Genomic DNA, 14,207 nt, shown 5'->3' with positions numbered 1-14,207 from the left:
AGACTTACACCGCTTTCCCGTACCCTGCGAAAGGCCCGCATTAATGGAGCTTCCAATCTGGTTTGAGGTCGGCTCGTTTGTCGCCCTCGGAATTATCCTGCTGATCGACCTCCTCCTGGTCGTCAAGCGTCCCCACGAACCAACAATGAAGGAAGCCGGCCTCTGGGTCGCCTTCTACGTTGCCTTGGCCCTGGTCTTTGCCGGTGCCATGTTCTACTTCACTGGCCCCGAATACGGCAGCCAGTTCGTCGCTGGCTGGGTCACGGAATACAGCCTGAGCATCGACAACCTGTTCGTCTTTATCATCATCATGGCCCGCTTCTCGGTGCCGCGGAAATACCAGCAGGAAGTGCTGATGGTGGGCATCATCATCGCACTGGTCCTTCGCGGCATTTTCATCGCCTTGGGCGCAGTAGTCATCGAGCAATTCAGCTGGATCTTCTACATCTTCGGCGCGTTCCTGCTGTGGACTGCCTGGAAGCAGGCCACGGATTCCGGTGAAGACGAAGAAGAAGGTGCCGAAAACCCCCTGGTTGCCCGGCTGCGCAAGGTCCTGCCGATGTCTGAAAAGTTCGACGGCGGCAAGCTGCGGACCACGGTGGACGGCAAGAAGGTCTTCACCCCGATGCTGATCGTTTTCGTGACCATCGGCATGACAGACCTCCTGTTCGCGGTGGACTCCATTCCCGCGATCTTCGGCCTGACCCAGAGTGCCTTCATCGTCTTCACGGCCAACATCTTCGCGCTCATGGGCCTGCGCCAGCTGTACTTCCTGCTGGGCGGACTGATGAGCCGCTTGATCTACTTGAAGCACGCCCTGTCAGTCATTCTTGCCTTCATTGGCGTCAAGCTCGTCCTGCACGCAATGCACGTCAACGAGCTTCCCTTCATCAACAACGGCCACCACATCGAGTGGGCTCCGGAGATTCCCACCTTCGTTTCGTTGGCGGTCATTATCGGCACGATCGTCGTAGCCGTCGTGGCCAGCTTGCTTAGCCCGGCCGCCCGCCAGTCCAAGCTGGACGCGCGGTTGGAAGAAGACGCGAAGAAGAGCTTGAGCGAAGCAGAGTAACCGGGCTGTGAAGGTTGTAGTCTCGTGAAGTGACTACCACTTCTACTACGGCGCTGGACCCCCAACGGGTTCAGCGCCGTACTGTTTTCCTGCTCAGCTCGGCCCAGCTCCTGAGCGGAATCGGTAACGGCGCCACGTTATCCATTGGATCGCTCCTGGCCGTGGACCTGTCCGGATCCGAGGCGTGGGCTGGATCCATCACTACTGTCCTGACCCTCGCTGCAGCCCTGACTGCCCTACCGCTGGCACGTCTCGCGGAAGCACGCGGACGCCGGGTTGGCCTCGTCTCCGGTTTGGTCGCTGCCATGATCGGGGCGCTCCTGGTGATGGCATCCGTGGTGGTCGGATCCTTCCCGCTGCTCCTGCTCGCTGCCGGTTTCCTCGGTCTTGGTACAGCCGCCAACCTTCAGGCGAGGTTCGCCGCCGTCGACCTCGCCCACGCTGAGCACCGCGGCAGGTCACTGTCCACTGTTGTTTGGGCCATCACGATTGGGGCTGTCGCGGGGCCGAACCTCATCCAGCCCGGCGCCGCAGTGGGGGCCGCCTTGGGCCTGCCGCCGATTGCCGGACCGTTTGTCTTCTCGGCCGCAGGGCTGTTCCTGGCGGCGGTGCTGCTGTTTGCCGGTTTGCGGCCCGACCCGCTGCTGCTGGCACGGCGCTTGGCCTCGGAATCCGCAGGCGCCGGGACCCTGCCTGTCAGGGGCACCATCCGTTCCGGCCTGCAGGCTGTTCGTTCCTCGCCCCGGGCCATCCTTGGGCTTGCGGCCGTGGTCGCAGCACACGGCGTCATGGTGGCGATCATGTCCATGACACCCTTGCACCTGCAGCAGCTGGTTGGCGGTTCACATGCCGGCCATCACGGCGGAACAACTGACAGCACGGATGCCCTGGTAGTTATTGGGCTGACCATTTCGCTGCATATCGCCGGCATGTTCGCCCTATCGCCACTTTGGGGTTGGCTGACGGACAAAGCCGGCCGCATCCAAACCATCGCCATGGGCCACGGGCTTCTGCTGGTCGCAGTGCTGATCGCAGGAATCGGCCAGCAAGAGCCGGTGTTGGTCACCGCCGGGCTGATCATCCTTGGCCTTGGCTGGTCCGCCGCGACCATTGCCGGATCCACCCTCCTTGCGGAGAGCGTCGCCGAAGAACAGAGGGTAACCGTGCAGGGCGTTTCCGATACGCTCATGGGCGCGGCGGGTGCAACGGGCGGCGCGACGTCCGGACTCGTCCTCGCCTGGCTCGGCTACGAAGGACTGAACATAGCCGCTGGCGTGCTGGCCGCCGTCATGCTGGCCTTAACGGCCGCCACCGCTGCCCGGGTGCGCCGTTCACTCCCCGCATAGGAAGAATCCCTGTGCGGGAACAATCCCTGCGCTGGAAACAGGTGGGCTAGCGGGAACCCCGCACAAGCCCGAAGAGCCGCCTGAAGATGCCTTCGCCGTCTTCCCCTATGCCGTCATGGTGGAAGTCGTCCGTGACCCAGGTTTGAAGCCCACGGACTGCCTCGGCGGTTTCCATTGAGAGGTCATGGTCCACGTAGATATCGTTTTTGTAGACGGCGGCTGCTACTGGAACCTTGTTGACCGCCAACTGCTGGTGGTCGTAGAGGGGACACCAGTCCGACTTGGCTGCCAGCAAGTCGGCTACGTCGCGAAGCGGGATCAGTGCCGGATCCTGTTCGAAGTACCAGGGGTAGACCATTTCGCCCGTGAGCAGGGGGGCTTCTGCTTCGGGTTTGAACTCCGGGAATTCTTCCAGCACGCGCCATGCTGCCCAGTCCGTGGCCTGCCCCTGCCCGTAGATCGATTCATGGAGGACCGCGTACAGAGGGTTCCCGGCCCGGCTCACCAGGGTCCGGACTTGCTCAAGGAACACCTCCGACAGGCGTTCGCCCAAAGGCGTTTCGATGAAAGCGTCCTCCAGGAGGTAGTGCAGGGAGTCCACCCGGGTGTTGCCGCCGAGGAACGATCCCACCATCTGGAACCGCTCGGGCGTCAGCCGTTCTCCGCTGGCCAGGAATTCCTCATGCTGCCCGAGGTGGCGGACGATCCTGGTGACAGTTTCGCGGTCTTCCGGATACCAGGCGAAGTACTCCGCGTTCCGCTCCGCCACCCGGCGGAATGTGGCGCGGTACACGCGCTCTGCGGGGCCGTGCAGCGGGGCAAGTCCTCCCGTGATGAGAACCTCCCGCAGCCCCTTGGGGGCGAACGACAAATAGGTCAACGCACAGAATCCACCAAAGCTCTGGCCCAGCACTGACCATGGGCCGGAATCCAGGGCATGCCGGATGAACTCGGCGTCAGCCACGATCGAATCGGCCCGGAAGTGCGTCAGGTAGTCAGCCTGGGCTGCGGCGTCACCCCGTAGCTCCAATGACTGCCGCTCCACCGGAGTGGAAAGGCCTGTGCCGCGCTGGTCCAGCATCAGGATCCGAAAATCCTTGGCCGCTGCCTTCATCCAACCTGAGAGGGAAGTGACGCGGTTCCCGCGTCCGCCGGGTCCACCCTGGAGGAACAGCAGCCACGGAAGTTTGGCGGCCTCCTCCGCGGAGTACTCCGTGGAGGAATACTCCCGCGCGAATACAGTGATCGTTTCGCCGGTCGTCTGGCCGTCCACAGCAGATGTGGCCAAACCGTGGTCCAGGGGGACCGTGAAGTAGTGCTCAGCGGTTCGGAGGCCTCGGAATTCGTGCCGGGCGCGGATGCGGTGTGCGTCGGCCACGGCTTGCAGTTCAGCCATGGGCAAGAGCCTTGCTTCCGTTGGTGGCACCTGCCCCGAACGTTTCCAGCGCCTCGCCGGTCAGCCTGAACGTCGACCATTCATCCATGGGGAGGGCGCCAAGGTTCTTATAGAACTTGATGGACGGTTCGTTCCAGTCCAGGACGCTCCACTCCACCCGGGCATAGCCGCGTTCGACGGCGGTCGCGGCCAGATGCTGCAGGAGCGCCTTGCCATGGCCCTCGCCACGCGCTTCCGGAATAACGTAAAGGTCCTCCAGGTAGATGCCGTGGACACCCTCCCACGTTGAGTAGTTCAGGAACCACAGGGCGAAACCTTGCACTGTCCCAGCGGCATTCGCGGCCATGGTGGCGTACACCCGGGGGTTCTCTCCGAAGAGCACCTCGGTCAGGAGCTCCGGGGTGTTCCTGACGGCGTCGGGTTCCTTTTCGTAGATCGCAAGATCGTGGATCATACGCAGGATGGCGGGAACGTCTTCAACGGTGGCAGGGCGGATTACACTCATGCTTCCGAGCTTACTAGGGCCCGGGTCGCCTACCGCCAGCGCAGGGCGGAGGACCCGTACGTGACAGGAGGTTCTTGATAACCAACGGGAACACCATCCACCGTGATGGGTGGGCCGACGTACCGGAGACGGCCGTAGGGGCTGTCCAACTCGTGGAAATCGGGCTCTGGCAGCTCGACTTCAGTCGCCGTGCCCGTCGAAAGGAGAAGTAACTCTTCCGCTGTCCGGGCCAGCGAAAGCCGGGCCGCTCCGCCACGTCCCGTACCCAGTCGCTGGACCAGCAAAGCGAACACTGCCGCCGCAAGGCCATAACCCGTGGCGTGATCCAGTGCCTGCACCGGTAGCGCCCCAGGCCTCCACCCGCCGTCGCCGGACTGGCCATATCGATCAGCTATCCCGCATGCTGCCTGCACGAGGCTGTCAAAACCTCGTCGCGCCTGCCAGGGACCGCCGTGGCCCCATGCGCCCAAGGCAACTACGACGAGGTCGGCGCGGCGCCGCAGCAGCGCGTCGGGGGTCAATCCAAAACGATCCAGCCCGCCGCCGCGATACCCCACCACCACAACGTCTGCCGTCTCCAGGAGGTCCATGACCGCAGCCAGATCATCGGGATTCCGGAAGTCTGCTTCGGCGCTGTGCTTGTCAAAGCCGGAGTCAATGAAGGCATCTGTCAGCTCCGGAAGGTGCGGAGGGTCTATCCGGAGGACGTCCGCGCCCAAGGCTCCAAGGAGCCGGGTTGCCACGGGGCCGGCAATGACGCGGGTCAGGTCAAGGACTTTGAGACCTGCCAAAGGACGTTCCGGTTCCGCGGCAGGAACCCACGACGACGGGCGGCTTGCTTCAGCGGATTGTCCCGGTTGATCGAAAGTGATCCACGGCCCCTCACTGGCCGCTTCAAACATAGGGGCGGCTACCCACTCTTCCCTGGTACGGACAGCGGCCGCTACGCCGTCGTTTCCCGCAATAAGGTGTTCGGCTTCCAAAGCCGTCATTGCCAGTAGTGCGCGGTCCACGTCGGCAGGTTCGCTGGCCGAGACCGCTTCCATGAGCCGGGCGGCGTGGTGTGGATAGTTTGCGTGGAGGCGGATCCAGCCATCAGCGGTTTTTCGAAAACCGGACAAGGGAGCGAACCCTTCAGCTTTCCGGCCACCTACGCGCAGGTGCCCCAGGGAATCGAACGCAGCCGCAGTGGGCCCCGCTGCCACAGAATACCGGTGCGTCGTTCCCATCAAGGCATTCAGGGCCGTAGCTGCAGCCCGCACCGCGCCCAAAGCCAGCCCTTCCACGTCCAGTGCAGGAACGCCATCTGCGCAGGGCCACCATCGTCGCGATCCGGTCCAGGGAGCAGCAGGTTGTGCGCTCATTACCTCCAGCGCCCGCAAGCTGCTGCCGAGATCGGGGACGGATTCCATGGGACTTCCTTAAGCCGGTTGAGCTGGACCTGGGAGCCTGTTGGCTTAGAGCCGGTTGACGTTCGTCACGCGAACCACGGCTGTGCCCGTCTCATCGGAAGCCGCGAGATCCACATCGGCGGAGATGCCCCAGTCGTGGTTTCCGGCGGGGTCATCGAAGATCTGGCGGACCCGCCACGTGCCGGGTTCTTCGGTGATGATGAGCAATCCGGGTCCGCGGGCATCAGGTCCCGTGCCGATGTCATCGTGTTCATCGAAGTAGTCGTCCAGAACCTCTTCCCAGCGCTCGGCGTCCCAGCCGGCGTCGGCGTCCAGCTCACCCAGGGCGGCAGAGTCTTCGTCCGCAAACAGCTCCACCCTGCGGAACATTTCGTTCCGGACCATGACCCGGAAAGCCCTGATGTTCGTGGTCAATAGCGGCGGCGGAGGTGGGGGAGCGTCATGCGGTGTTGGCATGAGCCCTGAGGTTAGCTCCTCCCACTCGTCTAGGAGGCTGGAGTCCACTTGCCGGACAAGTTCACCCAGCCAGGCGATGAGGTCTTCGAGGTCCTCGCGCAGCAAGTCCTGGGGCACAGTCTGCCTGAGTGCACGGAATCCATCCGCCAAGTAGCGCAGGACGATGCCTTCGGAGCGGGCCAGACCGTAGAACTGCACGAACTCCCCGAAGTTCATGGCACGTTCATACATGTCGCGGATAATTGACTTGGGCGCCAGCTCGAAGTCGCCCACCCATGGTGCAGCCTTTCGGTACACCTCGAAGGCTTGGCCAAGAATCTCCGCCAAGGGCATCGGGTACGTGACTTCATCGAGCATGGCCATCCGCTGCTCATATTCGATGCCGTCGGCCTTCATGGCGGCAACCGCCTCGCCACGGGCCTTCTTCTGCTGCGCAGAGAGAATCTGGCGCGGCTTCTCCAATGTGGCCTCGATAACCGAAACAACGTCCAGCGCATACGACGGCGACTCTGGATCCAGCAGTTCCAGCGCGGCAAGGGCAAACGGTGAAAGCGGTTGATTGAGGGCGAAGTTGGCCTGCAGGTGGACCGTCAAGCGGACAGAACGGCCTTCGGATTGTTGTTCATCTTCGGGAATGCGTTCAACCACACCCGCGGCCAGCAGTTCACGGTAGATGCCCAGCGCTTTTTTCATGAGTTTCAACTGCGCCGGGCGGTTCTCGTGGTTTTCACTGAGCAAGCGCCGGGTTGCCTGGAACGGATCTCCTGGGCGTTCCATGAGGTTGAGGAGCATCGCGTGGGTGACCGTAAAGCTGGAACCCAAAGGCTCCGGAACCGAATCCACCAGCCGTTTGAAGGTTGATTCACCCCAGGAAACGAAACCTTCCGGTGGCTTCTTCTTGACCACTTGGCGAAGCTTCTTCTGGTCGTCGCCGAACTTTGCCGTGGCCTTTGCCATGGCCTTGGCATTCTCCACTACGTGATCCGGAGCCTGCACCACCACGGTGCCGGCGGTGTCATACCCTGCGCGACCCGCGCGGCCGGCAATCTGGTGGAACTCACGTGAGTTGAGCACCCGGGTGCGTACGCCGTCGTATTTGCTCAACGCCGTCAACAGAACCGTGCGGATGGGAACGTTGATGCCCACGCCCAGCGTGTCCGTGCCGCATATAACCTTCAGGAGCCCGGCTTGTGCGAGTTGCTCCACCAGGCGGCGGTACTTGGGCAGCATGCCGGCGTGATGGACGCCGATGCCATGGCGGACCAGCCGGTTGAGTGTCTTTCCGAAGCCCGCGGCGAACCGGAAGCCTGCGATGAGCTCAGCGATGCGGTCCTTTTCCTCCCGGCTGCACATGTTGATGCTCATCAGGTTCTGGGCACGCTCGATCGCTTCTGCCTGGCTGAAGTGCACAACGTACACCGGGACCTGCTTGGTGGAGAGCAGTTCTTCCAGGGTCTCGTGGACCGGAGTGAGGTGGTAGTAGTAATGCAGTGGAATCGGACGCTCGGCAGAGCTAACGGTAGTGGTGGGCCGCCCGGTCAGTTCGGTGAGGCCGGCTTCGAAACGGCTGACGTCGCCCAGCGTCGCGGACATGAGCAGGAACTGGGCCTGCGGCAGCTCAAGCAGGGGAACCTGCCAGGCCCATCCGCGCTGGGGATCGGAGTAGAAGTGGAATTCATCCATGATCACGGTGCCAAGTTCCGCGGAAGCTCCCTCGCGGAGGGCAATATTGGCCAGGATCTCAGCGGTGCAGCAAATTATCGGCGCATCCTGGTTTACGCCGGAGTCGCCCGTAATCATGCCAACGTTTTCGGCACCGAAGATGTCGCAGAGGGCGAAGAACTTCTCCGAGACCAAAGCCTTGATGGGAGCGGTGTAGTAACTGCGCTGGCCACGGGCCATGGCCTCGAAGTGGGCTGCAATGGCGACCAGCGATTTACCCGACCCGGTGGGTGTAGCCAGGATGACGTTGGCTCCGGAGGCGAGCTCCATGATGGCTTCGTCCTGGGCAGCGTACAACTGCAAGCCGCGGCCTTCTGTCCACTCAACGAACCGTGTATAGATCTCGTCCGGACCCAACGGGTTGGAGGGGGTGGAACCAGGGAGCTGCTCAAGAAGTTTCATTGGTTTCCAGCTTAGTCCCCGGACGGTTTAGGCTCGCCCCAGCACTGTTGCCCAACGCCAGGAGGCTTATATGAGGTGGGATCCGTCCAAGTATGTGGAGTTCGGCAATCACAGGGACAGGCCGTTCCATGACTTGGTGGCCAGGATCCAGGCTGAATCGCCGCGGAAAGTGGTGGATCTTGGATGCGGCCCCGGCAACCTCACAGCCACACTGGCTGTCCGCTGGCCCGATGCGCGCGTGGTCGGCCTCGATTCCTCCGGCGACATGCTTGCGAAGGCAGATGGAGAGGCCCGGAAATTCGCCAACCTGGAATTCGAGCAGTCAGATATTGCTGGCTGGCAGCCTGACCAGGAGACAGACGTCGTAGTAACCAACGCCGCACTCCAGTGGGTTCCCGGGCACCAGGCCATGCTCGGTCACTGGCTGCGTGCACTTAAACCAGGCGCCTGGTTCGCGCTCCAGGTCCCGGGGAACTTCACATCCCCTTCGCACACCCTGATGAGGGAGCTTGCCGCGTCACCCAAATGGTCCTCCCGCCTTGGCGGCGTCCTTCGGCATGATGGAGTTGTGGGCAGTCCTGCGGACTACCTGGGTATTATGCTCGACGCCGGCTGCGCAGCTGACGCCTGGGAAACCACCTACCAGCAGCTGTTGCCGGGCAAGGACCCCGTCCTTGAGTGGGTGCGCGGCACAGGACTGCGGCCGGTACTGGCAGCGCTGTCTCCTGCAGATGCCGCCGAATTCGAGCAGGAATACTCCGCTTTGCTGCGCGAGGCATATCCGCCTACGGGCCACGGGACGGTGTTCCCGTTCCGTCGTATCTTCGCGGTGGCCCGGAAAGACAAATGAGCCGGCAGGACCTGTTGCCGGACGTAGCAATTAAGTTTCCTGCCGCCCGTGGCTTGTACCCTTTCCGCGTCGCTGGTCTAATTCTCGGCATGGACCATGGACGCTTCATTGAGCAGCAAACGCCCGAATGGCTTCCGGTACCCGGCCGGTTTTCGCGATGACTGCCATGGACGGCTTTCCCGGGAACTGGCGGCCCAACACCAGCAGCGGAGTTGCCCTTTTTGAGCAGCTGAGGCTGCGCATCATCGAACTCGCAGACTCCGGCGTCCTCGCAGTTGGAGCGAAGCTCCCGCCGGTGCGCAACCTGGCGGGTGTGTTGGATGTAGCCCCACATACAGTGGCCCGCGCCTATAAGGAACTGGAGGCTGCCGGCGTCGTCGCCACGAGGGGACGCAACGGCACCATCGTGTGTGCACGGGATGACCGCTGGGGCGCGCTTGCGGAAGTTGCCGCCCAGTATGCTGCTGCGGCAAAGGCCCAAGGAGCCTCATTCGCGGAGGCTGTACAGCTTCTTGCGGCCGCATATGACGCTGATTGATACCGATCGGTAGCATGTGAGGCACGACATGGAAATTCGAAGAAGTTTTCGATTAGCATTGGTAGGTGCCCAAAGCCTTAGCTGAAGATGCAGCCATCGATGCCCTGAAGAGTGTAGCCGTCGTCCCCGAAACCAAGCCCACCCGGCCGGACCTGTCCCGGCTGGTAGTCAAGGGCGCGCGGGAACACAACCTGCGCAATGTAGACCTGGACCTCCCCAGGGATGCGATGATCGTGTTCACGGGCCTTTCAGGCTCGGGCAAGTCCTCCTTGGCATTCGATACGATCTTTGCCGAGGGGCAGCGTCGGTACGTGGAATCGTTGTCCGCCTACGCCCGCCAGTTCCTCGGCCAGGTGGATAAGCCGGACGTGGACTTCATCGAGGGCCTGTCGCCCGCGGTGTCGATCGACCAGAAATCCACCAGCAAGAACCCTCGCTCCACCGTGGGCACCATCACCGAAATTTACGACTACATGCGCCTGCTCTGGGCGCGTGTAGGCCGTCCGCACTGCCCGGTTTGTGGCGAGCCCATCGCCCGGCAAACCCCGCAGCAGATCGTTGACCAGCTGTTGGAACTGGAAAAGGGCACACGATTCCAGGTTCTCGCTCCTGTGGTTCGCGGGCGCAAGGGCGAGTTCGTGGACCTCTTCAAGGAACTCACGGCCAAAGGCTATTCGCGCGCACGGGTGGACGGCGAACTGGTACAACTCAGCGAGCCGCCCAAGCTTGGCAAACAGTTCAAGCACACCATCGAGGTGGTAGTGGACCGCTTGGTGGTTAAGGAAGAGATCAGCCAACGGCTCACAGATTCCATAGAAACTGCCTTGGGCTTGGCAGAAGGCCGGGTGCTGATTGAGTTCGTGGACCTTGACGCAGGGGACCCCGCACGTATCCGTGCTTTCTCCGAGAACCTCGCATGCCCCAACGAGCACCCCCTGGCCCTCGATGAAATCGAACCACGCTCTTTCTCGTTCAACAACCCCTTTGGCGCCTGCTCGGCGTGCAGTGGCATCGGAACCAGGCTTGAAGTGGACGAGGAACTGATTGTTCCCAATCCGGAGCTTTCCCTGGCACAAGGCGCCATCGCCCCCTGGTCCCTGGGCACCGCCACCACGGAGTACTGGAACCGCCTCCTGGAGGGCCTGGCCCATGAGCTCGGCTTCTCCATGGACACTTCGTGGGAAAAACTCCCCAAGGATGTCCGGAACACCGTGCTGCACGGCAAGGACCACAAGGTTGTGGTCCAGTATCGCAACCGGTTCGGCCGGGAACGCAAGTACAGCACCGGCTTTGAGGGCGCCATCCAATATGTTCACCGCAAACACGGCGAAACTGACTCGGATTGGGCACGGGACAGGTACGAAGAGTACATGCGCCAGATTCCCTGCCCCGAGTGCAACGGTGCCCGGCTCAATCCTGCCTCGTTGTCGGTGTTGATCAATGGGAAGTCGATCGCTGAAGTCGCGGCCCTTCCCATGCGTGAATGTGCGTCGTTCCTGGGCAGCCTGACCCTGACCGACCGCGAGGCACAGATTGCCCACCAGGTCCTTAAGGAAATCCAGGCCCGGTTGACGTTCCTTTTGGACGTGGGACTTGAATACTTGAACCTGGAACGTCCTTCCGGGACCTTGTCCGGCGGTGAAGCCCAACGTATCCGCCTGGCCACGCAAATTGGTTCCGGCCTGGTGGGAGTCCTCTACGTCCTTGACGAGCCTTCCATCGGTCTGCACCAGCGCGACAACCGCCGCTTGATCGAGACGCTGACCCGCCTGCGGGATCTCGGCAACACACTGATCGTGGTGGAGCATGACGAGGACACCATCCATGAAGCGGACTGGGTGGTTGACATTGGACCCGGCGCCGGGGAGCACGGCGGGCAAGTGGTCCATTCAGGTACCTACAAGGAGCTCTTGGAAAACAAGGACTCCCTCACTGGCGACTACCTGTCCGGCCGCCGCAAGATCGATGTCCCGGCCAAGCGCCGCAAGTACGACAAAAAACGTGAACTAAAGGTCATCGGTGCCAGGGAAAACAACCTGGACAATGTGGATGCCACGTTCCCCCTGGGGCTCTTCACGGCAGTGACGGGTGTCAGCGGTTCGGGCAAGTCCACGCTGGTGAACGAGATCCTTTACAAGGTCCTCGCCAATAAGCTCAATGGCGCCAAGCAGGTTGCCGGGCGGCACCGCAGCGTGAATGGATTGGAGCACCTGGATAAGGTGGTCCACGTCGATCAAAGCCCCATCGGGCGCACACCGCGCTCCAACCCGGCAACGTACACAGGCGTGTTCGACAACATCCGGAAACTGTTTGCCGAAACCACCGAAGCAAAGGTCCGCGGTTACCAGCCCGGCCGCTTCTCGTTCAACGTCAAGGGCGGCCGCTGCGAAGCGTGCTCCGGAGATGGCACATTGAAGATCGAAATGAACTTCCTGCCTGACGTCTACGTTCCGTGTGAGGTGTGCCATGGCGCCCGTTACAACCGGGAAACCCTTGAAGTGCATTACAAGGGAAAGACCATTGCCGATGTCCTTAACATGCCCATCGAGGAAGGCGCTGAATTCTTTGCCGCCTTCACCCCTATCGCGCGGCATCTGAACACCTTGGTGGACGTGGGACTGGGCTATGTCAGGCTGGGCCAGCCGGCCACAACCCTGTCCGGTGGCGAAGCGCAGCGCGTGAAGTTGGCTGCAGAACTCCAGAAGCGGTCCAACGGACGCAGCATCTACGTTCTGGACGAACCCACTACCGGCCTGCACTTCGAGGACATCCGGAAGCTGCTCATGGTCCTTCAGGGACTGGTGGACAAGGGCAACACCGTGATCACCATTGAGCACAACCTGGACGTCATCAAGTCCGCGGACTGGATTGTGGACCTCGGGCCGAACGGTGGTTCAGGTGGCGGCAAGATCGTCGCAACGGGCACGCCTGAGCAGGTAGCCAAGTCCACTGACAGCCACACCGCAACGTTCCTTGCGGAAATTCTGCGCTAACAGCCCGGATCGCCTTCCTGGACGCCTAAAGAATATCCTCAGCGGGGCAGAAGTATTCCGGTAGCGGCATGCGAGTTTCAGGCATGCCGCTACTCGTGAGAAACTAACCCGGTGACTCAAACAACGGTGCCCGTAATTTTCGATCTGGACGGCACCCTTGTCGATCCAGCCGGCGGTATCACAGGAGGAATATCCGCGGCCCTGCGCGAAATGGACCTCCCGGTCCCGGAACAGGCCGTGCTGAATGCCATGGTTGGCCCCAAGCTCAGCGATGCCCTTCTGCATTTGGCGAATGTTCCGACCGAATTGGTCGATGAAACCATTTCCCGTTACCGGCGGCATTACAGGGAAACCGGTATTGGCCAGAGCAAGTTGTATCCGGGAATCTTCGACCTCCTTGAATTCTTTGCCGAAACGGGGCGGGCCGTCGCCGTTGCAACCCAGAAGCCTCAAGGTATTGCCCGGATTGTCCTTGAGCATCACGGTATTGCGGATTTCTTTGTCTCCATTAGGGGAGCTTCCGACGACGAATCGCTGGCAGCCAATTCCGCGTCCGGAAAGATCGGGATTGTTGGCGCGGCCTTGGCTGATCTCCACTCCCAGCCTGCTGTGATGGTGGGGGACCGGCACCAGGACGTTGCCGGAGCAATGGCCAATGGCCTGGATTGCATTGGTGTTGGCTGGGGCTTCGCTTCGGACGGCGAACTGGAGGAAGCCGGTGCGGTCGCCGTGGTCGGCAGCACCCTTGAGTTGCGAACCAAAATTGAAGAACTTGACGCTGTCCGCGCGGCGGCCCTGAGCGAGGTACAAAACGATGGCAGTCTTTGATGCGATCCGCTGGACAACGCGTGGACTGATCTCCACCACGTGCCGGCCCACGGTCATTGGACTGGAGAACGTGCCAACAGAAGGCCCGTTCATCGTGGCGCCAAACCATCTCTCTTTCCTGGACAGCGTCATTGTCCAGGCGCTCATGCCCCGTCCAGTAGCGTTCTTCGCCAAGGCGGAGTATTTCACCACCAAAGGCGTTAAGGGCGCGGTGATGAAGTCCTTCTTCGAAGCCGTCGGTTCCATCCCGGTGGAACGCGGTGAACAGGCTGCCAGCGTGCAGGCCCTGAAAACCCTTCTGGACATCCTGGAGTCCGGCAAGGGCATTGGAATTTACCCGGAGGGCACCCGCTCCCGCGACGGCATCCTTTACCGCGGCCGGACCGGCGTGGGTTGGTTGGCGCTCACCACTGGTGCCCCAGTGATCCCCGTGGGGCTTATAGGCACGGAGAAACTACAGCCCGCGGACAAGAATGCCGTCCGTCCCCAACACTTCACTATGAAAGTTGGCGAGCCGCTCTACTTCGACAAGACGGGCCCGGACCATTCCCTCCCTGCGCGCCGGCAGGTTACGGACAAGATCATGGATGCCATCGCTGCGCTGAGCGGACAGGAACGTTCCACAAGCTACAACCAGAGTAAGTCGGTGGACTAAGCGGCTGGCGTTGGCTGTCGGTCCTGTTCACT

11 protein-coding genes are annotated in these 14,207 nt (G+C 61.8%); 7 read left to right on the top strand and 4 right to left on the bottom strand.

Annotation, left to right across the window (positions count from 1 at the left end; all coding sequences use genetic code 11):
- The first annotated feature begins 43 nt into the window (after positions 1-43).
- On the top strand, positions 44-1,072 hold the full coding sequence (locus J2Y41_RS03640) for a TerC family protein (RefSeq protein WP_224090214.1): 1,029 nt from the start codon (positions 44-46) through the stop codon (positions 1,070-1,072).
- 29 nt (positions 1,073-1,101) lie between these two features.
- On the top strand, positions 1,102-2,418 hold the full coding sequence (locus J2Y41_RS03635; protein ID WP_309926212.1) for an MFS transporter: 1,317 nt from the start codon (positions 1,102-1,104) through the stop codon (positions 2,416-2,418).
- A gap of 46 nt (positions 2,419-2,464) precedes the next feature.
- On the opposite strand, the gene J2Y41_RS03630 is transcribed toward J2Y41_RS03635, so the two are convergent.
- From J2Y41_RS03630 to J2Y41_RS03615, 4 genes are read right to left on the bottom strand one after another with little or no spacing between them, the layout of a single operon-like run.
- Positions 2,465-3,814 carry an alpha/beta fold hydrolase gene (locus tag J2Y41_RS03630; protein ID WP_309926210.1) on the bottom strand — a complete coding sequence of 450 codons (1,350 nt, stop codon included), beginning with the start codon at positions 3,812-3,814 and terminating at the stop codon, positions 2,465-2,467.
- The gene (locus J2Y41_RS03625) at positions 3,807-4,319 is read right to left on the bottom strand and encodes a GNAT family N-acetyltransferase (RefSeq protein WP_224090217.1); all 513 of its coding nucleotides are present in this window, start codon (positions 4,317-4,319) and stop codon (positions 3,807-3,809) included. The genes J2Y41_RS03630 and J2Y41_RS03625 overlap by 8 nt, the downstream gene beginning before the upstream one ends.
- Before the next feature lie 29 nt (positions 4,320-4,348).
- Positions 4,349-5,731, bottom strand: a complete 1,383-nt coding sequence (locus J2Y41_RS03620) for a CoA transferase (protein ID WP_309926205.1) — start codon at positions 5,729-5,731, stop codon at positions 4,349-4,351.
- 45 nt (positions 5,732-5,776) lie between these two features.
- Complete coding sequence (locus J2Y41_RS03615) at positions 5,777-8,311, bottom strand: DUF3516 domain-containing protein (protein WP_309926203.1); 2,535 nt, start codon at positions 8,309-8,311, stop codon at positions 5,777-5,779.
- Between the two features lie 70 nt (positions 8,312-8,381).
- Here J2Y41_RS03615 and J2Y41_RS03610 point away from each other — a divergent pair, with 70 nt between their 5' ends.
- From J2Y41_RS03610 to J2Y41_RS03590, 5 genes are all read left to right on the top strand, one after another.
- On the top strand, positions 8,382-9,161 hold the full coding sequence (locus J2Y41_RS03610; RefSeq protein WP_309926201.1) for a trans-aconitate 2-methyltransferase: 780 nt from the start codon (positions 8,382-8,384) through the stop codon (positions 9,159-9,161).
- 157 nt (positions 9,162-9,318) lie between these two features.
- Positions 9,319-9,699: a GntR family transcriptional regulator gene (locus tag J2Y41_RS03605; protein ID WP_216925843.1), complete on the top strand. Its 381-nt coding sequence runs from the start codon at positions 9,319-9,321 to the stop codon at positions 9,697-9,699.
- Between the two features lie 65 nt (positions 9,700-9,764).
- The gene (uvrA, locus tag J2Y41_RS03600; RefSeq protein ID WP_309926198.1) at positions 9,765-12,692 is read left to right on the top strand and encodes an excinuclease ABC subunit UvrA; all 2,928 of its coding nucleotides are present in this window, start codon (positions 9,765-9,767) and stop codon (positions 12,690-12,692) included.
- Positions 12,693-12,803: 111 nt separating this feature from the next.
- Complete coding sequence (locus tag J2Y41_RS03595) at positions 12,804-13,520, top strand: HAD hydrolase-like protein (protein ID WP_224090223.1); 717 nt, start codon at positions 12,804-12,806, stop codon at positions 13,518-13,520.
- Positions 13,507-14,175: a lysophospholipid acyltransferase family protein gene (locus tag J2Y41_RS03590; RefSeq protein WP_309926194.1), complete on the top strand. Its 669-nt coding sequence runs from the start codon at positions 13,507-13,509 to the stop codon at positions 14,173-14,175. Before J2Y41_RS03595 ends, J2Y41_RS03590 begins: the two co-directional genes overlap by 14 nt.
- Positions 14,176-14,207: the final 32 nt, after the last annotated feature.

Source organism: Arthrobacter sp. 1088, assembly GCF_031455315.1.
In the GTDB taxonomy this organism is placed as follows: domain Bacteria; phylum Actinomycetota; class Actinomycetes; order Actinomycetales; family Micrococcaceae; genus Arthrobacter.
Note: the sequence above shows the minus strand (reverse complement) of the source record. Positions and strands in the feature narration are given on the sequence as shown.

Bases quoted from the DNA above. Each gene is read 5' to 3' on its own strand.
- J2Y41_RS03625 (WP_224090217.1), bottom strand. From the start codon at position 4,319: ATGAGTGTAATCCGCCCTGCCACCGTTGAAGACGTTCCCGCCATCCTG.
- J2Y41_RS03630 (WP_309926210.1), bottom strand. From the start codon at position 3,814: ATGGCTGAACTGCAAGCCGTGGCCGACGCACACCGCATCCGCGCCCGG.
- J2Y41_RS03640 (WP_224090214.1), top strand. From the start codon at position 44: ATGGAGCTTCCAATCTGGTTTGAGGTCGGCTCGTTTGTCGCCCTCGGA.
- J2Y41_RS03620 (WP_309926205.1), bottom strand. From the start codon at position 5,731: ATGGAATCCGTCCCCGATCTCGGCAGCAGCTTGCGGGCGCTGGAGGTA.
- J2Y41_RS03610 (WP_309926201.1), top strand. From the start codon at position 8,382: ATGAGGTGGGATCCGTCCAAGTATGTGGAGTTCGGCAATCACAGGGAC.
- J2Y41_RS03615 (WP_309926203.1), bottom strand. From the start codon at position 8,311: ATGAAACTTCTTGAGCAGCTCCCTGGTTCCACCCCCTCCAACCCGTTG.
- J2Y41_RS03605 (WP_216925843.1), top strand. From the start codon at position 9,319: ATGACTGCCATGGACGGCTTTCCCGGGAACTGGCGGCCCAACACCAGC.
- J2Y41_RS03590 (WP_309926194.1), top strand. From the start codon at position 13,507: ATGGCAGTCTTTGATGCGATCCGCTGGACAACGCGTGGACTGATCTCC.